This is a genomic window from Nonomuraea sp. NPDC049309, from assembly GCF_043196965.1.
GTDB classification, from domain to species: Bacteria; Actinomycetota; Actinomycetes; order Streptosporangiales; family Streptosporangiaceae; genus Nonomuraea; species Nonomuraea fastidiosa.
This window is the reverse complement of record NZ_JBICSH010000001.1, coordinates 2,306,148-2,324,369: the sequence shown is the minus strand read 5'-3', so window position 1 is coordinate 2,324,369 and position 18,222 is coordinate 2,306,148. Positions and strand designations below refer to the sequence as shown.

The following is an 18,222-nucleotide window of genomic DNA, read 5'->3' as shown; positions in this document are numbered from 1 at the left end:
AATACTTGCAAGCAGAGGAGAACCATGCCCAGTACGACGTTCAGCAACGTCTTCCACGTCCCCGCCCCGCCGCCCGCGGTGCTCGCGCATCTCAGCGAGCCGTCGAGCTACATCGGCCTGTCACCGCTCGTGGTGGCGGTCCGCGACGTGCGCAAGGAGCCGGGCCTGACCCGGTACGTGTCGGTGGAGCGCTTCCGCTTCCTCGGCTTCATCACGTACGACAACCTGATCGAGGTGACGCTGCGCACCACCGAGGACACCGTCGAGGGCGAGGTGGACAGCCCCGGCGGCGTGCGGCTCGTCTACCGGTTCCGGCTGACCCCCGACGGCGCGGGCACCGAGGTGGAGGACGTGCTGACGGTGCACGCCACCCTGACCCCGGTGCTCTGGTACGCCGCCCGCAAGGCCCGCCAGGTCCAGCTCGCCCGCGCCGGCATCCTCGCCGCCCGCGCGGCCACCCTCACCTGAGCCGGTCACAAGTGGGCGAAGGGCCGGCGGTGGACGCGGCCAGGCCCGCCGGCCCCCGGCCCTCGTACCGCTTCCTCAGCCGGGATTCGAGTCCACCCGCGCCGCGACCCGGGGGCACCTCGCACGCCGGGACGGCCGGCGCGGCGGGCTCATCGGGCGGGGCGCCCGTTCCGTTCGAGGCCGGCCAGCCCTTCCCGGCAGGACGGGTAGGCGGGCGTCCACCCGAGCTCCTCCTTCGCCAGGGCGGTGCTCAGCCGCAGCCGCGTCCCCACCATGAGGGCGTGCATGTACGGCGTGGCGCGCAGCAGCCACCCCGGCACCGCCGGCGGGGCGGCACCGCCGGCCGCCCTCGCCACCTCCCTGACGTACTCGTCGAATCTGACCGGATGGTCGTCGGCGACGTTGTAGGCCCGGCCCGGCCTGCCGCGCTCCAGGGCCGCCACCGTCGCGCCGGCCGCGTCCTCGATGTGGACGAGCGAGACCGTGCTCGCGGGACGCGGAACCGGAAGCAGCCGCCTCCTGGCCATCCGCATCAGGCGCCACGTCGTCGGCTCCGGGCCGTAGAACATGCCGTAGCGCAGGGAGATGCCGCCGATCGCGAACACCTGCTCCTCGTTGGCGCGCATCGAGCGCATGTGCGGGTCGAAGGCTCCCTGACCGGGCTCGGCGAACGGGCGTTCCTCGGTCACCGGCTCGTCGCCGTGATCGCGGTAGCCGTACCCGAGGAAGAACGACTGCGTGAGGAACCTGCGGGCGCCGACGAGCCCGGCGGCCTCGACGAGGTGCGCGGTGCCGCGCTCGCGCAGGGCGTCGGTCGCGTACAGGGCGCGGTGGAAGAGCGGCAGCCCCCTGATCGCGGTGGCCTGGTGGATGACCGCGTCCGCGTGCAGCCCGTCGAGCGCGGTGAGGAGCGCGTCGCGGTCCATCACGTCCGCGACGACGGCGGTGGCCCCCGCGGCGGCGAGCCTCCTGGCGCCCGCCTCGGATCTCGTGATGCCGCACACCTGGTGACCGGCCGCGAGCAGCCGCCGTACCAGGACCGACCCGAGCGTGCCCGTCGCGCCGGCGACCAGCACGTTCACGCGCCCACCCCCCGGGACGGCACGCGCGGCCTCGCCACTCCGATACCGATCCGGAACCCCCCGGCGTCGTGCGGGACGAGGACGTTCATGTCACACCTCCGGGCTCTGCGCAGCTTGACGACAGGTTCTCGTGCCACCGGCATGTCATGACGGAGATCATCGCCGAACGGCCGGACGGCCGCCAAGTGCGGTACGGCTTCGCCGGATGCCGTGGCGACCACCGCCGACTGCCCTCTCTGGCCGGGGTGTGGACTGCTGCCGCGGGCTACGCTCCCCTGTACGCTGGCCTTCGGCCAGGCAGGGCGGCCGGCCTGCGCACCTCGCAAGCAGCGGCAAGCGGCGGCGAGGCCGCCAACTGCCCTCGAGATCCATTCCGCGTGTGTTCCGCGCCGGGTCTCGGACGCCCGGTCCCCGTTCGGGTTCCGGGCTGCGTCCGGTGGGGACGCAGAAGCGCGGCTGGGTGCCCCGCCGCTGGTCAGCGTGGTAGGGCGGGTGGGACTTGAACCCACGACCCACGGATTATGAGTCCGATGCTCTGACCGGCTGAGCTACCGCCCCTGGATGAAGTTGTGTCGCGTGCGGCGCGGCGAGAAGGATCTTGCCGTGGCCTGGCGCTAACCAAGGCTAGAGCATCGGATCCGGTCGTGGTGCCGGGCCGGGCGGGAGAAACGGGCTCCGCCGACATCATTCCACGTCTGCCGGGCTTGGTGGAGTGCCAGACGATCATATTCTCCGTCGGCGTAGCGCCATGCGTGGCTGGTCGGGGTGGGGTGAGCGGGGGACGGGGCGGTAGGAGCCGGTCAGAGCGGGACCGAGACCGGGTACGGCGGCCGCCGCGGCCTCTCGTCGGCACTGGCCTCCGGCCTCATGCGACCGGGCACCAGCCTCCGGCCTCGAACGGCCGAGCGCCGATCTGCGGCCCGATGCGGGCGGTCGACCTGCGGCCTCAAGCGGCCGAGCGCCTTGAGCGGCGGGGTGCCGGACTCCGGCCCCAGGAGACCGGGCTCGGCCTTCCCGGCTGATCAACCGGTGGGCCGGTTGTGTGGCCCTCTGACGCGGACGGGGTGCTAGGGGGTGGTGCCGTAGCCGGGGTTGCGTACGAGCCAGTCGGAGTAGACGGGGCTGCGGCGTACGGCGTCCTGGTGCGCCTGCTTGGCCTGCGAGATGACCCACTCGGCCTCGGGGGCGGTGGGGTGGCGGCCGAGGAGTTGCCGCCAGCGCAGCGGAACCCCCTCCAGCGGCACCATGACCAGGCCGGGGGCGGCCTGGTGAGTGGCCTGGCACAGGACGACGGCCCGGCCGACCTGGGCGAGGTGGGTGCAGGTGGCCACGTCGGTCTCGTAGATCGTCCCCGGCGTGAACCCCGCCCGCGCGCACGCCATGGCGAAGCAGTCGGCGAAGCAGCCGTCGCCCGGCGTCACCGCCCACTGCTCGTCGGCGAGGTCGGCCAGCGACACCTCTTTCTCCCGCGCGGCCGGATGATCCTCGGAGACCAGGCAGAACACGGGGTCGATGCTGATGGTCTCCCAGAGGAGCGTGCCCGTGGGGGTGCCGGAGTCACCGCAGGCGCCCGTGAGCACGTAGTCGAGGCGGCCGAGCTCGACCATGCTGTTCAGCTCGTACGCCGACCACGACGTGTACGTGCTGACCTTCCGCTCGGCCGCGAGGCGGTGGACCAGACCGCCCAGGATCGGGCCGTTGGTGGCGCCTATGCGGAAGCCGGGTGAGGGGGCCTGAGCGAAGCGTACGGCTTCGTCCTGCAGTTCCTTGGCTGCGGGGAGAAGCACGCGCGCGCGGGCGAGCACGAGTTCGCCGAGGCGGGTGGGCCTGGCGCCGTGGCGATCACGCTCGAAGAGGGCGCCGCCGAGCGCCCTCTCGATGCGCTTGAGCTGCGCGGTCAGGGCCGGTTGTGCCAGCCCGAGCAGGGAGGCGGCCTTACTCACACTTCCCGCGTCCGCGACCGCGCGGACGATCCTGAGGTGCCTTAGCTCGAGGTCCATAACGGGAAGGTAAAGCGACGACATCTTACAGACAATGCCTAATTGTCAGGAAATGTGACAGATGTTGTCCGAACGTTCCTGGGTAGGGGGTTCGCATGACGACGATGGGAATTGACCCGGTTCAGCTGAGCGACGAGGACGTCGTACGCGAGCTGCGCCAGCTCCACGCCACCAGGAGCGACACCTTCTTCCACGGATCCGACGACGCCCTCGCCCACCACACCACGCGCACCAACGAGCTCGAGGCCGAGTACCTGCGCCGTTTCCCCGACAGGGAGGTCGACCCGGCCAGGCTGAGGGAAGGAGCGAGGCAACGATCATGACCGACGGGCACGACGTCCAGGTGCTGTCGGACGTCGACATCTACCTCTACGAGGCCGTCGCCGCCCAGGTCGTCGAGTCCGGTGGCGCGCGGCTCGACCGGCTGACGCACGCGTCGGGGCTGAGCGAGGAGGAGGTGCGGGAGAGCCTTGGGACGTTGATGGAGCACGGGTACGTGGTGCCGCAGGGCCACGACCGCTACGGGTTGGGGCCGCACACCTTCGAAGTCGAGTACTGAACGCCATCCCCGCCTCGCCAACCGGCCCACGTGGACAGTGCCGGCCAGGCCCATGGCGGGGCCGCCACTGGCCGGTGACAGCGTCCTGCCACACCTTCAGAGCGGGCCCTCGGACACAGCGGGCCTTCAGAGGGGGCCTTCAGAGGGGGCCTTCAGAGGGGGCCTTCAGAGGAGGCCTTCAGAGGAGGCCTTCAGAGCGGGCCTTCAGAGCGAGTCGCTGGTGAGCGGCGACAGTGCTCTGAGCACGCCTGCCCGCTCCGCCGTGACACCCGCCGCCCGCTGTGCGGCTGCCTCCTCCGGTGTCAGCCCGGCCGCACACCAGGCGGCCACCTCGTGCAGCGGGACCACCCCCCACCACGCCGCCATGACCTCCAGCGCGGGACGTCCGAGCGCGGCGGCCTCGGCGGCGGTGAAGCCGAGCGCCCTGAACAGCCGCGCGTCCCCCTGGTCCACGCGCCGCCGCGCCCACTCGGCGGCCTCGTCGCCGTCCCAGCCCGCATCGGCGTACGTGCGGGCGACCGCCGCCGGCACTCCCGCGCGCAGCAGCCTGCGCAGCGACTCCGTGACGGCCGCGCCGGGCGGTTCGGGCTCGGGAACGGCCAGGCGCCCGGCCAGGCGGGCCGGCAGGGAGATGCGGTGCGGGCGCTCGCCGGCGAGGTGCCTGCGGGCCGCGTCGTGCGGGGCGACGCCGAGCTCGTGCCAGCGCACGGCCTCGGCCGGGGTCATCCCGGCGTGCTGCCAGGTCGCGACGGTCTCGGGAGTGGCGGAGGCGGTGGCCCACAGGCGGGCGTCGCTCGGGTCGGTCACGCCCGCCTCGCGCCAGGCCGCCGCCTCCTCCGGTCCGAACCCGGCGGCCCGCCACCGCCGCGTGTCCCTGCCCGTCATGCGGTCCGTCATGCGGTTCGTCATGCGGTCCGTCATGCGCCCTTCCTTTCCGTCACGCGTACGGTGCTCGCCCACGGCGGGGCCTCGTGGCCGTCGCCGAACAGGCAGACCACCACCCGGGCGCGCGGCCGCCGGGCGGGCCACGGGGTGCCGCCGTCGGTGAGCACGATGAGCAGGTCGGCGCGGGGCGCGGCGGCCGCGAAGCCGGCGCGCAGGTCCGCGCCGCCCCCGCCGGTCAGCTCGACCTGGGCCGCCGACCGCACCCGCTGCGCCGGATAGGCCTGCGTGTCGCAGCAGGTCACGTCGATCCAGCGGTTGCCGGCCGCGCGGAGGATGCCGTCCAGTTCGGCGAGCGCCCGCTCCAGCGCCGTACGGGTCACGCTGCCGGACGTGTCGACCAGCACCGCGACCCGGGGGAGCGGGCGTACGAGAGCGGGCAGGACGATCGACGGTGTCGCGGCGGCGCGTCTGGACGGGCGGCGGTGGCTGTAGTCGACCCGGCCGGACGCCTGCGCAAGGCCCCTCCTGACGTGATGGGCCAGCAGCGCCGGCCAGTCCACCTCGGGACGCAGCACGGCCTCGGCCCAGCGCCGCCAGCCGCCGGGAGCGGTGCCCCTGGCCGCGATCTCGGCGGCGACGGCCCTGGCCAGCAGCTCGCGTTCCAGGGAGGTCATCGCCTCGGGGCCGGTGAAGGGCGGCGGCGCGCAGGGCGCCAGGCCGGGCGGGACGTCGATGAGGTCGATCAGCTCGGCGTAGCGCTCGGCGAGCAGACCGTCCGGCAGGCCCAGCGCGTGCGGGGTGATCGCGCCGGCGGGAACGGCGTCCGGACGGCCGAGGTCGTCGTTGATCTCGGCGTCCGCGGCCTGAGCCCAGCGGATCGAGGTGTCGTCCGGGGCGCGGGAGTGGTGGTCCCGCAGCAGGTGGCCGACGTGGTGGAGGAGCCACCAGCCCAGCTCGGGCACGGGCGGCAGGGCGGCGGGGTCGAGGTGCACGTTCCCGTGCTCGTCGGCCGCGGGCCGGGGCGGGGCGGCGTCGTGGACGAGCGGCCGGAGCGCGAAGAGCGCCGAGGTCAGGTACGGCGCCCGCGCCGCCGCCCACAGCCGCGCCGCCGCGAACCGCTCGGCGACTTCCCTGTCGTGGACGGTCATGGCAGCAGTCCTCCGGAGGTCGCGGCGAGCCGTTCGGGGCTCTCTCGCTCGCGGCCGGTCATGGCAGCAGGCCGGCGGAGCGGAGGATCGGGGCGAGGCCGAGCACCGTCTCCGGCAGGGCGGCGCCGCGCGGCCGGCGGGCGGCGAGCGAGCGGGCCGCGGTGGCCGCCACGTCGGGGGTGCGGCGGGCGACCCGGGCGATCAGCGTCCAGGCGCGTTCCCACGTGTCCGCGCCTCCATCGGCGGCGACGTGCGCGACGACCGAGCCGAGCACGGCGTGCACCCGGTCCACGCGGGAGGGCAGCGGGGCGTCGGGGTCGGCGAGCAGGGTCTCGGGGTCGGGCAGGTCGAGGTCGCGCAGCCAGGACAGCAGCTCGTACCCGGCGGCCTCCCCGACCGCGCCGACCACCAGCTCGGCCCGCACCTCGGCGGGCGCGTCGGCCGTGTGCGCGAGCGCGATGGCGGCCAGCTCCCACGTGCGGGGGCTGGGCCAGGCTCGGGCGGGCCCGCCGGGGACGGACAGCACCAGCTCGGGCCGTACCCGGAGGAAGGCGCCCACCAGCGCCCGCGCCCGGTGCACATCGGCGGAGGAGCCGAAGCCCGGAAGGGACGGAGCGGGGAACCCGCCGGTGAACCCGTCGGCGACCGAGGCGGCGCTGACCGTCCAGTCGAGGTGGATCAGCCGGTTGGCCAGCGGCGCCGACAGGTCCCATCCGTCGGCGGCCTGCTCGGGCGGGTTGGCGGCGGCGACGATGCGGACGGAGCCGGGCAGCGTCAGGTCGCCGACGGCCCGTTCGAGCACGACCCGCAGCATCGCGGCCTGCACGGCGGGCGGCGCGGTGGTCAGCTCGTCGAGGAACAGGATGCCGGTGCCGGATTCGGCGAGCCGTTCGGCCCAGCGGGGCGGCGCGAACCACGTGCGCCCGTCCCGCAGCACGGGCAGCCCGGCGAAGTCGCTCGGTTCCCTGATCGAGCCGACGACGACCTCGGCCGGCAGCCCGAGCCGTTCGCCGAGCGCCAGCACGGCCGAGGTCTTCCCGGTGCCCGGCGCGCCCCACAGCAGCACGGGCAGGTTCGCCGTGACGGCGATGGACAACGCGTCCACGAAGCACAACCCCCTGTCCACGACGGGCGTCAACTTAAGTTGACCCCCTATGAGGGTCAACTTAGGTTGACGGACACGGAGATGTCAAGCCCGCGATGGTGGACCGGGGCGGGACGCGCTTCTACTGTCGAGAAATGGACGTCGCCGATCTCACCCCCGCGCAGGCGCGGGAGCGGTTCCGTTCCGGCGAGCGGGCCCCGACCGCCGGCTGGTGCCGGGGCTGGACGCAGGCCAACCTCATCGCCGTGCCCAGCGAGCTGCGCTACGACCTGCTGCTGTTCGCCCACCGCAACCCGCAGGCGTGCCCGGTGCTCGACGTGGGCGAGCCGGGCGCGTACTCGACGGAGCTGTTCTCCGGCGACCTGCGGACGGACCTGCCCGGCTACCGCCTCTACCGCGACGGCAGGGCGGTGGCCGACCTGGACGAGGTGGTGGAGGAGTGGCGGGAGGATCTGGTGCCGTTCCTCATCGGCTGCAGCTTCACGTTCGAACGGGCGCTGCTGGCCGCCGGGGTGCCGGTGCGGCATCTGGAGGCGGGGACGAACGTGCCCATGTACGTCACGTCCATCCCCTGCGAGCCGACCGGCCGGCTGGAGGGGCCGCTGGTGGTGTCGATGCGGCCGGTGCCGGAGAAGCTGGTGGCGACCGCCGTCGAGGTGAGCGGCCGCTACCCGAGGGTGCACGGCGCGCCCGTGCACATCGGCGACCCGGACGCCATCGGCATCCGCGACCTGGGCGCGCCCGACTACGGAGACCCGGTGGAGGTGCGGGAGGGCGAGGTGCCGCTGTTCTGGGCGTGCGGGGTGACGCCGCAGCAGGCGGTGCTGGCCGGCGGCGTCAAGTACGCGATCGGCCATCTGCCCGGCCACATGGCGATCATGGACGTCCGGGACGACCGCTATCGAGTGACCTGACGAGATACTTCGCCGTGTAGGTGGAGGCCGAGCACAGCTCGGCCGGCGTGCCCTCGAACACCGCCTCGCCGCCGAGCCGCCCCGCCTCCGGCCCCATGTCGATCACCCAGTCCGCGTGCTTGACCACGTCGAGGTCGTGCTCGACCACGATCACCGTGTTGCCCGCGTCCACCAGCCGGTCGAGCAGCTGCACCAGCCGTGCCGTGCCCGGCAGCCCGGGCAGGCTCCCGCCGAGTTGAAGCTGAACAGCCCGGCCGGCACCCCGTGGGCCTCGGCGAACATCCGGCGCAGCGGGTCCATGGCGCCGAGGTAGGTGGCGGGCGTGGAGCGGGACGAGGCGGCGATGGGCGACTGGTCGATGAGGATCGTCTCGGGGTGCCGCTCGACCAGCTCCTTGCGGACCAGCGTGCTCTTACCCGAGCCGGCCACCCCGGTCACGGCGGTGCACGCCGAGCGGCAGGTGCACGGTGACGTTCCTGAGGTTGTGGGCGTTCGCGCCGGCGACGGTCAGCGCCCGCGCAGGCCGTGCACGAGCACTTTCGCACGCTGATCGGGCAGGCCGTCGAGCGCGGCGAGCCGCACCCCGGCGCCGCCGGGCCGGAAGGGCTCGACCTCGCCTCGTCCCTCATCGCCGGGGTCGTCTCGCAGCAGCTCGCCAACCAGCCCGGCGTCGGCTGCGAAGAGGGCCGCTTCATGCGGCTCGTCAGCCGGCTGCCGGACGTGCTCGCGGCGGTATACCCGCCGCCGTGAGCTGCTCGCCGATCGGCGGCGCGCCCGGCCGGTTGTCGATCTCCAGATGCGGTACGGCGGGCGGCTCGTCCACCCGGATGTTGCGCAGGTAGTCGCCGAAGGCGGCGAGCTTGCCCGCATCGCGCGAAAGACCCCTGGCCACCAGCCGCTCGCGCAGCGTCGGCCCGTCCGAGCGCACCCACAGCAGCCGCACCGGCGGCCCGCCCAGCTCCGCCACCCACCGCTCCCAGCAGGCCGCGTCGTGCACCTGCGTGGTGAACGGGCCGTCCAGCGCCACCGGGCAGCCGTGGCCGCGGATCTGCCGGGCGACCCTCGTCAGGCCCGCGTACTCGTGACGCTTGATGTGCTCGTCGTACCAGGGGCCCTCGCGCTCGCCGTCGGGGCGGCCGTGGGCGCGCAGCACCGCGGCGGCGAAGTCGCCGTACACGGTGTCCTTGTCGAGCAGCGCGGGCACCGGATCGAGCCGGGCGAGCAGTTCCGCCGCCACCGTCGACTTGCCCGCGCCCGGCGGCCCGCTGATCACCCATACCGTCGTCATGCGATCAACGTACGCGGTGCGCGCCGCGCGTCAGACGGCGCGGCTGTGCCGGTCGCCGTTCAGGCCCCAGGAAATGATCTTGGACGGGGTGATCCTGATGACCTCGCGGAGAAGAACGGGAGCGGCGGGTCCACGTCCGTCAGCGCCTGCGCGGTGCCTCTGATCTCGATCCCGCGCGCCACCTACGGGTCCACGGAGGCCAGGTCGTCCACCACGAGCGCGACCGTGCTGCCCTGCCGCACGTTCGCGATCTTCTTCGACCTACCCATCGCGTGCCCGCCGATGGTGATCGTGCCGGTCCCGGCGTCGACGAAGAAGCCGACCGGGTTGTTCTGTACCTGCCCGCCGGGGGTGACCGTGGCGAGGCGGAGAACGGCGGTCCGGGCGCGGCCTCGCAGCAGGCGCATCGGGCGGGCGCGCCGCCGGGTCAGGAGGCGAGGCCCTCGGTGAGCCAGCGCAGCGGGTTGTCGCGGGTGATCGACCGGATCACCTCGTCGCCCACGCCCGCCTCGCGCAGGCGCGGCAGCAGCGCGTCGAACAGGTCGGCGTAACCGGCGCCGTCGTAGCGGCGCACCTGGGCGACCCGGCTGAGGCCGGTGCTGAGCAGCAGGCGGCCGGCGTGGCCGTCCTCGATGAGGCCGAGCGCGATCCGCGCCGCCTCGTCTGCGCCGCGGTCGAGCGAGCCGAGCGAGACGTACGCCCCCGCCTCGGCGATCTTCCTGGCCGTGCCGAGGTCGCCGCCCTCGTAGCCGACGGCCACGCGGGAGGCGGGCAGGTTCTGACCGAGCAGGATCTCCAGCAGCGCGAAGGCGTTCCTGCCGTGCGTGGCGACCGGCAGCCGGGTGCGCAGGGACGCGCGGGCGGCGGCGATGAGGCAGCGCTCCTCGAACGCGGTGGGCTCGGCGCCCCAGCAGCCGACCTCGCCGATCACTCCGGGGAAGACGCCGGTGCCGTCCAGGCCGCTGAGGATCTCCTCCATGAGGCGGGCGGTGAGCTTGTCCACGTCGGCGTCGCGGGCGTCGGCGAACGGCTCGGCGTACAGGCCGGTGGAGGCGATCACCGGGACGCGGCTCGCCGCGGCGATGCGGGCCAGCGCGGCGGCGTCGCGGCCCATGCCGATGCAGGTGAGGTCCACGACGAGGCCGAGCCGCCCGGACAGGCGGAGCTCGCGCAGCTCGGCGGCGACGGTCTGCTCCTCGTCGAGCCACCGGTGCGGGTCGGAGTCGATGCCGACCGCCCAGCGCATGTCGTTGCGCAGGTGCTCGTGGGGGAGCACGGCGCCGTCGATGGCGTCCGCGCGTACAGGGCCGGTGACGGTACGGAGCAGAACATCGGGCATAGCAGACATTAACCGATGTTTGCCTGCCATTTCCTCCGTGAGCAGGAAATTTTACGGAAGATGGCGTTTCAATGCCTTGCTAGTCGTCTGCAAGTGGCCGCGAATGCCGGGCCGTATCCTGGGGTCACACCGACAGCAGGGGGATGTGTGCAGGTACGAGACTCCGGTACCGGCGACGCCGACGTGGTGAAGGGCGAGGCGGCCGCCCGCTCCAGCATGCCCGCACGCCGCAGGGGCCTGCACGGCTGGCTGGACGGCATCAGGGCCACCCGCACGGGCGCCCTCACGCTGAAGATCGTGGTCGGCCTGGTCGGGACCGTCATGGTGGTCGGCGGGCTGATCATGGTGCCGTTCCCCGGGCCCGGCTGGCTGGTCGTGTTCGCGGGGCTCGCGGTGCTGTCCACGGAGTTCCATTGGGCGCGCAAGCTGCTGGAGTTCGGCAAGCGCACGCTGCACGCCTGGACGGAGTGGTACAAGCGGCAGGGCTGGATCGTCCGGATCCTGGTGCTGATCGTCACCGTGGCCTGCGCCGCGGTCATCGTCTACGCGGGGCTGCGCACGGTCGGGATCGACATCATCAAGCTCGGCCTGAGCTTCGTCGCGGCCCGATAGACCCGCAGCGGGACCTGGATCGGAGAGGCCGTAACCCCCGAAACGGCCCAGACCCGATCGGTATCGCTGCGGAAATCCGCCGATCGGCCTGTCTAGTCTGCGGGACGTGATCGCTCACCTCGCCGCCGCACTGGCCTTATTCGTCTCCGCCGCACCTGCCGCTCAGAGCACCGCCGACCTGCGGCTGCCGGGCACGAACGGCATGACCTACCGCGAGCAGAAGGGCGACCCCGTCCGCCTTGCGGCCTACGGCCTCGGCACCAAGCGCACCTACCTGCGCACGCCCGCGGGCAACGCGTTCACCTGGGAGAAGAGCCTGTCGGAGGTGTCGGTCGCGCCGGGCGGCTCCCTGACGGCCGGGGTGCCGGCCGCGTACCGGTCCGGCTACGACGCCCTGGTCGTCACCGACCGCGCCACCGGCCGCACCACCACGATCCGCACCGTGAAGCGGCCGCTGACCGCCTCCTACGCCTCCTGGTCGCGCGACGGCAAGCGGGTCGCGCTGACCGTCGAGCAGAAGGTGCGCGGCGCCTGGCAGGTGCTCGGCTTCACGGTGGTGGACGTCGCCGCCCGGCAGGCGCGCACGGTGCGGATCTCCGGGCTCAGCCCCAAGGCGGGCTTCTGGTGGAGCCCCGACGGGAACCTGGTCGCGCGCCACGGCACCGGCCTGCGCGTCTACCGTCCGTCGGACGGGGCGGTGCTGCGCACGTACGCCGGCGCCGGCCTGCCGACCGGGCCCGAGGACGCCTACTCGCCGTCGGGCCGGCGGCTGGCCACCTGGTGCCCGGCCCGCTTCACGGAGCCGATCTGCCTGGTCGACGCGGCCACCGGCACGATCGCGCGCAGGGTGCCGGCACGGCCTGAGGCGGTGTTCGGCTGGTGGGACGAGAGCCATCTCATCGCCGTCATGACGCAGGGGAACACCCGCCGGCTGGCGGTGATCGACTTCAGCGGGAAGGTGACGCGGGTGCTGGCCGGGGTGCCGGCCGCGACGTGGGACTCGGACCTGTGGCTCTCCTTCACGCGGGCGAAGCCGCGGGAGTCGTAGGGAGCGTGCGAGTCACGGGGGAGCGAGGGGACGGACGCTGATCAGAGGTAGAGGCCGGTGCCGTGATCGGTCTCCTGGGTGGCCACCGCGTGCAGGTCGCGCTCGCGCATCACGAGGTAGACCTGCGCGTGGATCTCCACCTCGAACTGATCCTCCGGGTTGAACAGCACCTTGTCGCCGACCTTGACCGAGCGCACGTTCGTGCCGACGCCGCAGACCTCGCCCCAGGCCAGGCGGTTGGCCATCTTGACCGTCGCGGGGATGACGATCCCGGAGCCGCTGCGCCGCTCTTCGGCCTCCGGCTCCATCTTGATCATCACGCGGTCGTGCAGCATCTGAATCTCGAACTTGGGCTCTTCCACGGCTTCAGTTTACGAGCAGGCGGACGCGCCGGGCTCCAGGACGGCGGCCCGCGCACCCGTGAGAAGGTGTGCTCCATGCACGACGTGGAAGCCCGGGTCCTCGATGCCATCGATGAGCCCGAGACCGTGAACCTGCTGGTGGAGACCGTCAAGGTCCCCAGCGTGACCGGCACCGACGCCGAGTCCGAGCTGCAGCACCGCGTCGCCCGCCTGCTCACCGAGGCCGGCATGGACGTGGACGTCTGGAAGCTCGATCTGCCCGACCTGACCGCCCGCCCCGGCTTCCCCGGCACCGAGGCGCCGAGGAGCGAGGGGTACGGCGTCGTCGCCGTCACCCCCGGCGGCGAGGGACCGCCCGCCCTGGCGCTCCAAGGCCATGTGGACGTGGTGCCGACCGGCGACCTGGCCAAGTGGGCGGGCAGCGACCCGTTCGCCGCCCGCATCACCGGCGACGTGCTGCACGGCCGGGGCGCCTGCGACATGAAGGCGGGACTGGTGGCCAACCTGGCGGTGGCCCGCGCGATCCACCGCGCCGGCGTCAAGCTGGCCAGGCCGCTGGCCGTACACTGCGTGATCAGCGAGGAGGACGGCGGGCTCGGCGCGTTCGCCACCCTGGCCAGGGGGCACACCGCCGACGCCGCGGTCATCACCGAGCCCACCTCGGGCGCGGTGATCACCGCCAACGCGGGGGCGCTGACGTTCCGTATCGAGATCGCCGGCCGGGCCGCGCACGGCGCCACCAGGAACGAGGGCGTCAACGCGATCGAGGCGTTCTGGCCGGTGTTCGCGGCGATCAGGCGGCTGGAGGCCGAACGCAACCGCGACGTGCCCGAGCTGTTCGGCGACAACAGGCTGCCGTACCCGATCGAGGTCGGCACGGTCCGCGCGGGCGACTGGGCGAGCACCGTGCCCGACCTGCTGGTCGCCGAAGGACGGCTCGGGGTGCGGCTGGACGAGGACCCGGCGCAGGCGCGGGCCGAGTTCGAGTCGGCGATCGCCGAGGTGTCCGACCCCTGGCTGCGGGCCAACCCGCCGAAGATCACCTGGCCGGGCGGGCAGTTCGCCAGCGGCCGGCTGCCCGCCGGGCACGAGCTGCTCGGCCAGGTGCGCGACGCGGTGACCGCCGTCACGGGCGCGACCCCGGCCGAGACCGCCGCGCCGTACGGGAGCGACCTGCGCCTGTACGCGGCGGGCGGCATCCCGACCCTGCACTACGGCCCCGGCGACGTCCGCTTCGCGCACGCCCCCAGGGAGCAGGTGCGGCTGAGCGAGATGCTGGAGGTGACCCGCGCGATGGCGCTGCTCGCGGTCCGCCGCTGCGCAGCCCGCTGAGCGCGACCGGTCAGGCGGTGGCGGCGGCGGCGACCCGGCGGCGCGCCTCGGGGACGATGAGCGGGGTGCCGGTCTGCGGGTCCTGGATGATCTCGCACCGCAGGTCGAACACCCGCTGCACCAGCTCAGGGGTGACGATCTCGGCCGGGTCGCCCGCCGCGACGACCTTGCCGTCGCGCATGACGATGAGGTGGGTGGCGTACCTGCACGCCTGGTTGAGGTCGTGCAGCACCGCCACCATGGTCCGGCCCGCCTCGTGCAGGTCGGCGCACAGGTCGAGCACCTCGATCTGATGGGAGATGTCCAGGTACGTGGTCGGCTCGTCCAGCAGCAGGATCGGCGTCTCCTGCGCGAGGGCCATGGCCAGCCACACCCGCTGCCGCTGCCCGCCCGACAGCTCGTCCACGATCCGGTCGGCCAGCCCCGCCACGTCGGTGGCGCGCATGGCCTCGGCCACCGCCGCCTCGTCGGCCTTCGACCACTGCCGCATCAGCTTCTGGTGCGGGTAGCGGCCGCGGGCCACCAGGTCGGCCACGGTGATGCCGTCCGGCACGATCGAGCTCTGCGGCAGCAGGCCGAGCCGCCGCGCCACCTCCTTCGACGGCAGCGAGGTGATCACGCTCCCGTCCAGGTGCACGGCCCCGGCCTTCGGCTTCAGCATCCGCGCCAGCGCGCGCAGCAGCGTGGACTTGCCGCACGCGTTGGGGCCGATGATCACGGTGAAGGACGCGTCGGGAATGGTCACGCTCAGGTCGGTGGCCACGACGCGCTGATCGTAGGCGAGGGTGAGGCCGGTGCCGGACAGGCGGGAGGAGACCATCAGTGGCGGTCCTTTCGCAGGAGCAGGACGAGGTACGTGCCGCCGATCGCGGCGGTCAGCACGCCGACGGGAAGCTGGGTGGGGGCGAGCAGCCGCTGCGCGGCCAGGTCGGCGGCGGTCAGCAGCACGGCGCCCATCAGCGCGGACGACGCCATGGTGACGCCGGGCGAGCGGGTGAGCCGCCGGGCGAGCTGGGGCGAGGCCAGCGCGACGAAGGCGACCGGGCCCGCGGCGGCCGTGGCCACGCCGGACAGCAGCACCCCGGCCGCGATGGCCGCCGCGCGGACCGCCTCGACCCTGATGCCCATGGCCCTGGCCGCGTCGTCGCCCATCTCGATCATGCGCATCGGCCGCGAGATCGCCGCGCACAGCGGTACCAGCACGGCCAGCGCCAGCGCGACGGGCACCGCGTGGTCCCAGCCGCGCCCGCTGAGGCTGCCGGTCAGCCAGGCGGCGGCGGTGGCCGCGTCGTTGATGTTCGCCCTGGTCAGCAGGTACGAGTTGACGGCGAGCAGCAGCGCGTTGGCCCCGATGCCGACCAGGACGAGCCGGTAGCCCGCCACGCCGCCGCGGTAGGCGAGCAGGTACACCAGCGCGGCCGTCGCCACGCAGCCGAGCAGCGCGCCGCCCGCGACCACCATGGCGGAGCCGCCCGCGACCACGGCGACGATGCCGCCGGTCGAGGCGCCCGCGGTGAAGCCGATGAAGTCGGGGCTGCCGAGCGGGTTCCTGGTCAGGCTCTGGAAGATGGCGCCGCTCAGCCCGAACGCGGCCCCGACCAGCAGGCCGGTCACCACGCGCGGGGCGCGCAGCTTGCTGACGATCAGTTCGGCGACCGGCGTGCCCTGGCCGAACAGCGCGTCGATGATGTCGGACACCGGCACGGTGAACTCGCCCGTGGCCAGCGCGGCCACGCTCACCGCACAGCCGATGACGATGAGGACGATGGTGACGAGCAGCGCGCGGGGCGCGAGCCGTACGGACCAGGATCCGACGCGGACGTTCACAGCGCCGCCACCCGCTTCCGCCTGGCTATGAGGATGAAGATCGGCGCGCCGATCACCGCCCACACGATGCCCACCTGCACCTCGCCCGGCCGGGCGATGAGCCGCCCGATCACGTCCGCGCCGAGCAGCAGCACGGGCGCGGCCAGCGCCGAGTACGGCAGCACCCACCGCTGGTCGGGCCCCACGGCGGCGCGCACCGCGTGCGGCACGATCAGCCCGACGAACCACAGCGGCCCCGCGGCGGCGGTGGCCGCCCCGCACAGCAGCGTGACCGCCACGCCGGTGAGGATCCGCGTGCGGCCGACCGCCACGCCGAGCGCCTTGCCCGCGTCGTCGCCGAGCGCGAGCATGTTGAGCGGCCTGGCCAGCAGCAGGCCGAGCAGCAGCCCGGCGGCCATGAACGGCGCGAGCCGCACCAGCGTGCCGGCCGTCTGCCCGGCCAGCGAGCCGGTCAGCCAGAACCGCATGCGGTCGAACGTCTCGGAGTCCATGCGCAGGATGGCCGACGAGATCGCGGTGCACACCATGCCGAAGGCCACGCCGGCCAGGGCCAGGCGTACCGGGCTCGATCCCGAGCGGCCCGAGGAGGCCAGCGCGTACACGATGATCGAGGCCAGCGCCGCGCCGCCGAAGGCGAACCAGACGTAGACGGCGGGGTCGCCGAGCCCGAACAGGCCGAGCGCCAGCGTGACGCCGAGCGCCGCGCCCTCGTTGATGCCCAGCAGGCCGGGGTCGGCGAGCGGGTTGCGGGTCAGGCTCTGCATGAGCGCGCCGGCCAGCCCGAGCGTCGCGCCGACGCCGAGGCCGAGCAGCGTGCGGGGGACGCGCAGCTCCCGGATGACCGTGTGGTCGCTGGAGCCGTCCGGGGCGATGAAGGCGTCGATCACCGTGCCGAACGACACCGGCCGCGCGCCCAGCGCCACGCTGGCCAGCGCGACGAGGACCAGCAGCCCGAGCGTCGCCACCAGCCCCGCGACCAGCACAGGAGGCCGCCGCTTGGCCGCGCCGCCGGAGGCACCGCCGGTGCCTGCGACGGGTTCGCTCACGGCCTGGCCCGCCGCCTGCGCGGCGTCGGCCGTTCCCTCAGCCGGGCGCACCCGACCCCCTCTCGTCGTACGTCAAACTTAGGCAAGGCTAATCTAATGGTCCAGCAATCAGACAAGGCCAGGCAACCTGAGGAGATGCACATGTCGGGACCGGTACTGCCGCGCAGGGGCTTCCTCGCGGGCGCGGCGGGTCTCGCCGCGGCCCTGACACTCGCGGCGTGCGGTGAGGGCGGCGGCACGGAGGCGGCGCCCGCCTCGTCCACGGGCGCGTCCGGCGCGCCGTCCGCGCAAGGGTGGACGTTCACCGACGACCGCGGCAAGAAGATCGACCTGCCCAAGGTCCCGACCAGGATCGTCGCCCAGGTCGGCGCCGCCGCCGCGCTGTGGGACTTCGGCGTGCGCCCGATCGGCGTCTTCGGCCCGCACAAGCTCGCCGACGGCAGCAAGGACCCGCAGGTCGGCAACGTCGACATCACCAAGGTCACCGGCCTCGGCAACGTCTGGGACGAGTTCAACGTCGAGCAGTACATCGCCCTGCAGCCCGACCTGCTCGTCAGCAGCATGTACGTCAAGGGCACCCTCTGGTACGTGCCCGAGAAGTCCAAGGACACCATCGAGCAGGTCGCGCCCACCGTCGGCGTCATGCTCACCGGCCGCAGCGCCACCGAGGTCATCGGCACGTACGAGAAGCTCGCCCAGTCGCTCGGCGCCGACATGGCGGGCGTGCCCGAGGCCAAGGCCCGCATGGAGGCGGCCACCAAGAAGCTGGCCGACTTCAAGGACCTCAGGGTGCTCATGGTGTCGGGCGGCGCCGACGCGTTCTGGATCGTCAACCCGCCCGAGTACCCCGACATCGTGCACCTCACCGACGCCGGCCTGAACGTCGTCAAACCGGACAAGGTCGACGAGGGCGGCTTCTTCCAGACGCTGAGCTGGGAGAACGCCGACACCTACGACGCCGACGTGATCCTCTACGACACCCGCACGCAGGCGCTCAAGCCCGAAGAGATGATGAAGAAGCCCACCTTCGCCAAGCTCCCCGCGGTCAAGGCCGGCCAGCTCTACCCGTGGGCGGCCGAGACGCCCTTCAGCTACCAGGGGTACGCCGGCTTCCTCGAGGACCTGGTGGAGAACCTGGCGAAGGCCAAGCCGCTGAAGTAGCGCCTGCCGCCCCGGCGGGCGCCTCAGGCAGAGCCCTCGGCAGGAG

General features: G+C 73.3%; 23 protein-coding genes and 1 tRNA gene. 9 read left to right on the top strand and 15 right to left on the bottom strand.

Features of this window, described 5'->3' with window-relative positions:
* Positions 1-24 precede the first annotated feature (24 nt).
* The gene (locus ACGFIM_RS10485) at positions 25-468 is read left to right on the top strand and encodes an SRPBCC family protein (protein WP_393197773.1); all 444 of its coding nucleotides are present in this window, start codon (positions 25-27) and stop codon (positions 466-468) included.
* Positions 469-617: 149 nt separating this feature from the next.
* Here the strand turns inward: ACGFIM_RS10485 and ACGFIM_RS10480 are convergent, their stop codons facing one another.
* The 3 genes from ACGFIM_RS10480 to ACGFIM_RS10470 form a co-directional block, all read right to left on the bottom strand.
* The gene (locus ACGFIM_RS10480) at positions 618-1,550 is read right to left on the bottom strand and encodes an NAD-dependent epimerase/dehydratase family protein (RefSeq protein ID WP_393197770.1); all 933 of its coding nucleotides are present in this window, start codon (positions 1,548-1,550) and stop codon (positions 618-620) included.
* Positions 1,551-2,031: 481 nt separating this feature from the next.
* Positions 2,032-2,108: transfer RNA gene (locus ACGFIM_RS10475), tRNA-Ile, on the bottom strand.
* Between the two features lie 509 nt (positions 2,109-2,617).
* On the bottom strand, positions 2,618-3,550 hold the full coding sequence (locus ACGFIM_RS10470; protein ID WP_393197767.1) for a LysR family transcriptional regulator: 933 nt from the start codon (positions 3,548-3,550) through the stop codon (positions 2,618-2,620).
* A gap of 104 nt (positions 3,551-3,654) precedes the next feature.
* Between ACGFIM_RS10470 and ACGFIM_RS10465 the strand changes: the two genes are divergently transcribed.
* Together ACGFIM_RS10465 and ACGFIM_RS10460 are read left to right on the top strand one after the other, a co-directional pair.
* On the top strand, positions 3,655-3,873 hold the full coding sequence (locus ACGFIM_RS10465) for a DUF6158 family protein (protein WP_393197764.1): 219 nt from the start codon (positions 3,655-3,657) through the stop codon (positions 3,871-3,873).
* Positions 3,870-4,109 (top strand): hypothetical protein, encoded by a 240-nt coding sequence (locus ACGFIM_RS10460; protein ID WP_393197761.1) that lies wholly within the window; start codon positions 3,870-3,872, stop codon positions 4,107-4,109. Before ACGFIM_RS10465 ends, ACGFIM_RS10460 begins: the two co-directional genes overlap by 4 nt.
* A gap of 204 nt (positions 4,110-4,313) precedes the next feature.
* On the opposite strand, the gene ACGFIM_RS10455 is transcribed toward ACGFIM_RS10460, so the two are convergent.
* The 3 genes from ACGFIM_RS10455 to ACGFIM_RS10445 are packed head-to-tail and all read right to left on the bottom strand — an operon-like array spanning position 4,314 to position 7,268.
* Complete coding sequence (locus ACGFIM_RS10455; RefSeq protein WP_393197758.1) at positions 4,314-5,030, bottom strand: hypothetical protein; 717 nt, start codon at positions 5,028-5,030, stop codon at positions 4,314-4,316.
* On the bottom strand, positions 5,027-6,142 hold the full coding sequence (locus ACGFIM_RS10450) for a VWA-like domain-containing protein (RefSeq protein WP_393197755.1): 1,116 nt from the start codon (positions 6,140-6,142) through the stop codon (positions 5,027-5,029). Before ACGFIM_RS10450 ends, ACGFIM_RS10455 begins: the two co-directional genes overlap by 4 nt.
* 58 nt (positions 6,143-6,200) lie before the next feature.
* Positions 6,201-7,268: an AAA family ATPase gene (locus ACGFIM_RS10445; RefSeq protein ID WP_393197752.1), complete on the bottom strand. Its 1,068-nt coding sequence runs from the start codon at positions 7,266-7,268 to the stop codon at positions 6,201-6,203.
* A gap of 113 nt (positions 7,269-7,381) precedes the next feature.
* On the opposite strand from ACGFIM_RS10445, the gene ACGFIM_RS10440 reads away from it, so the two are divergent.
* Positions 7,382-8,161, top strand: coding sequence for a putative hydro-lyase (locus ACGFIM_RS10440; RefSeq protein WP_393197749.1), 780 nt, complete (start codon positions 7,382-7,384; stop codon positions 8,159-8,161).
* On the opposite strand, the gene ACGFIM_RS10435 is transcribed toward ACGFIM_RS10440, so the two are convergent.
* Both ACGFIM_RS10435 and ACGFIM_RS10430 read right to left on the bottom strand, forming a co-directional pair.
* Positions 8,124-8,354 (bottom strand): hypothetical protein, encoded by a 231-nt coding sequence (locus tag ACGFIM_RS10435; protein WP_393197746.1) that lies wholly within the window; start codon positions 8,352-8,354, stop codon positions 8,124-8,126. The two genes, ACGFIM_RS10440 and ACGFIM_RS10435, sit on opposite strands and share 38 nt — an antisense overlap.
* Positions 8,312-8,599: a hypothetical protein gene (locus ACGFIM_RS10430; protein ID WP_393197743.1), complete on the bottom strand. Its 288-nt coding sequence runs from the start codon at positions 8,597-8,599 to the stop codon at positions 8,312-8,314. Before ACGFIM_RS10430 ends, ACGFIM_RS10435 begins: the two co-directional genes overlap by 43 nt.
* Before the next feature lie 87 nt (positions 8,600-8,686).
* Between ACGFIM_RS10430 and ACGFIM_RS10425 the strand changes: the two genes are divergently transcribed.
* On the top strand, positions 8,687-8,911 hold the full coding sequence (locus tag ACGFIM_RS10425; protein ID WP_393197740.1) for a hypothetical protein: 225 nt from the start codon (positions 8,687-8,689) through the stop codon (positions 8,909-8,911).
* On the opposite strand, the gene ACGFIM_RS10420 is transcribed toward ACGFIM_RS10425, so the two are convergent.
* The 3 genes from ACGFIM_RS10420 to ACGFIM_RS10410 form a co-directional block, all read right to left on the bottom strand.
* A complete protein-coding gene (locus tag ACGFIM_RS10420) occupies positions 8,865-9,449 on the bottom strand; it encodes an AAA family ATPase (RefSeq protein ID WP_393197737.1) in 585 nt (194 codons plus the stop codon). The two genes, ACGFIM_RS10425 and ACGFIM_RS10420, sit on opposite strands and share 47 nt — an antisense overlap.
* Before the next feature lie 182 nt (positions 9,450-9,631).
* On the bottom strand, positions 9,632-9,856 hold the full coding sequence (locus tag ACGFIM_RS10415; protein WP_393197734.1) for a pyridoxamine 5'-phosphate oxidase family protein: 225 nt from the start codon (positions 9,854-9,856) through the stop codon (positions 9,632-9,634).
* 20 nt (positions 9,857-9,876) lie between these two features.
* A complete protein-coding gene (locus tag ACGFIM_RS10410; RefSeq protein WP_393197731.1) occupies positions 9,877-10,788 on the bottom strand; it encodes a phosphotriesterase in 912 nt (303 codons plus the stop codon).
* A 147-nt stretch (positions 10,789-10,935) separates the two neighbouring features.
* On the opposite strand from ACGFIM_RS10410, the gene ACGFIM_RS10405 reads away from it, so the two are divergent.
* On the top strand, positions 10,936-11,400 hold the full coding sequence (locus tag ACGFIM_RS10405) for a TIGR02611 family protein (RefSeq protein ID WP_393197728.1): 465 nt from the start codon (positions 10,936-10,938) through the stop codon (positions 11,398-11,400).
* 106 nt (positions 11,401-11,506) lie between these two features.
* Positions 11,507-12,448, top strand: a complete 942-nt coding sequence (locus ACGFIM_RS10400; protein WP_393197725.1) for a hypothetical protein — start codon at positions 11,507-11,509, stop codon at positions 12,446-12,448.
* Positions 12,449-12,489: 41 nt separating this feature from the next.
* On the opposite strand, the gene ACGFIM_RS10395 is transcribed toward ACGFIM_RS10400, so the two are convergent.
* A complete protein-coding gene (locus ACGFIM_RS10395) occupies positions 12,490-12,810 on the bottom strand; it encodes a co-chaperone GroES (RefSeq protein ID WP_364055646.1) in 321 nt (106 codons plus the stop codon).
* 75 nt (positions 12,811-12,885) lie between these two features.
* Between ACGFIM_RS10395 and ACGFIM_RS10390 the strand changes: the two genes are divergently transcribed.
* Positions 12,886-14,142 (top strand): ArgE/DapE family deacylase, encoded by a 1,257-nt coding sequence (locus ACGFIM_RS10390; RefSeq protein WP_393197722.1) that lies wholly within the window; start codon positions 12,886-12,888, stop codon positions 14,140-14,142.
* 10 nt (positions 14,143-14,152) lie between these two features.
* Here ACGFIM_RS10390 and ACGFIM_RS10385 read toward each other — a convergent pair whose 3' ends face one another.
* Genes ACGFIM_RS10385 through ACGFIM_RS10375 form a run of 3 tightly spaced genes read right to left on the bottom strand, consistent with a single transcriptional unit; the run spans position 14,153 to position 17,066 of the window.
* Entirely contained in the window at positions 14,153-14,962 is an 810-nt protein-coding gene (locus ACGFIM_RS10385; protein WP_393197719.1) for an ABC transporter ATP-binding protein, read from the bottom strand.
* A complete protein-coding gene (locus ACGFIM_RS10380) occupies positions 14,962-15,969 on the bottom strand; it encodes a FecCD family ABC transporter permease (RefSeq protein WP_393197716.1) in 1,008 nt (335 codons plus the stop codon). The genes ACGFIM_RS10385 and ACGFIM_RS10380 overlap by 1 nt, the downstream gene beginning before the upstream one ends.
* Entirely contained in the window at positions 15,966-17,066 is a 1,101-nt protein-coding gene (locus tag ACGFIM_RS10375) for a FecCD family ABC transporter permease (RefSeq protein WP_393197713.1), read from the bottom strand. Before ACGFIM_RS10375 ends, ACGFIM_RS10380 begins: the two co-directional genes overlap by 4 nt.
* A 90-nt stretch (positions 17,067-17,156) precedes the next feature.
* Between ACGFIM_RS10375 and ACGFIM_RS10370 the strand changes: the two genes are divergently transcribed.
* Entirely contained in the window at positions 17,157-18,176 is a 1,020-nt protein-coding gene (locus ACGFIM_RS10370) for an ABC transporter substrate-binding protein (protein ID WP_393197710.1), read from the top strand.
* Positions 18,177-18,222: the final 46 nt, after the last annotated feature.

Excerpts from the sequence above, each read along its gene's own strand:
- ACGFIM_RS10485 (WP_393197773.1), top strand. The coding sequence starts at position 25 with ATGCCCAGTACGACGTTCAGCAACGTCTTCCACGTCCCCGCCCCGCCG.
- ACGFIM_RS10470 (WP_393197767.1), bottom strand. The coding sequence starts at position 3,550 with ATGGACCTCGAGCTAAGGCACCTCAGGATCGTCCGCGCGGTCGCGGAC.
- ACGFIM_RS10465 (WP_393197764.1), top strand. The coding sequence starts at position 3,655 with ATGGGAATTGACCCGGTTCAGCTGAGCGACGAGGACGTCGTACGCGAG.
- ACGFIM_RS10460 (WP_393197761.1), top strand. The coding sequence starts at position 3,870 with ATGACCGACGGGCACGACGTCCAGGTGCTGTCGGACGTCGACATCTAC.
- ACGFIM_RS10455 (WP_393197758.1), bottom strand. The coding sequence starts at position 5,030 with ATGACGGACCGCATGACGAACCGCATGACGGACCGCATGACGGGCAGG.
- ACGFIM_RS10450 (WP_393197755.1), bottom strand. The coding sequence starts at position 6,142 with ATGACCGTCCACGACAGGGAAGTCGCCGAGCGGTTCGCGGCGGCGCGG.
- ACGFIM_RS10440 (WP_393197749.1), top strand. The coding sequence starts at position 7,382 with ATGGACGTCGCCGATCTCACCCCCGCGCAGGCGCGGGAGCGGTTCCGT.
- ACGFIM_RS10420 (WP_393197737.1), bottom strand. The coding sequence starts at position 9,449 with ATGACGACGGTATGGGTGATCAGCGGGCCGCCGGGCGCGGGCAAGTCG.
- ACGFIM_RS10415 (WP_393197734.1), bottom strand. The coding sequence starts at position 9,856 with ATGCGCCTGCTGCGAGGCCGCGCCCGGACCGCCGTTCTCCGCCTCGCC.
- ACGFIM_RS10410 (WP_393197731.1), bottom strand. The coding sequence starts at position 10,788 with ATGCCCGATGTTCTGCTCCGTACCGTCACCGGCCCTGTACGCGCGGAC.
- ACGFIM_RS10390 (WP_393197722.1), top strand. The coding sequence starts at position 12,886 with ATGCACGACGTGGAAGCCCGGGTCCTCGATGCCATCGATGAGCCCGAG.
- ACGFIM_RS10385 (WP_393197719.1), bottom strand. The coding sequence starts at position 14,962 with ATGGTCTCCTCCCGCCTGTCCGGCACCGGCCTCACCCTCGCCTACGAT.
- ACGFIM_RS10370 (WP_393197710.1), top strand. The coding sequence starts at position 17,157 with ATGTCGGGACCGGTACTGCCGCGCAGGGGCTTCCTCGCGGGCGCGGCG.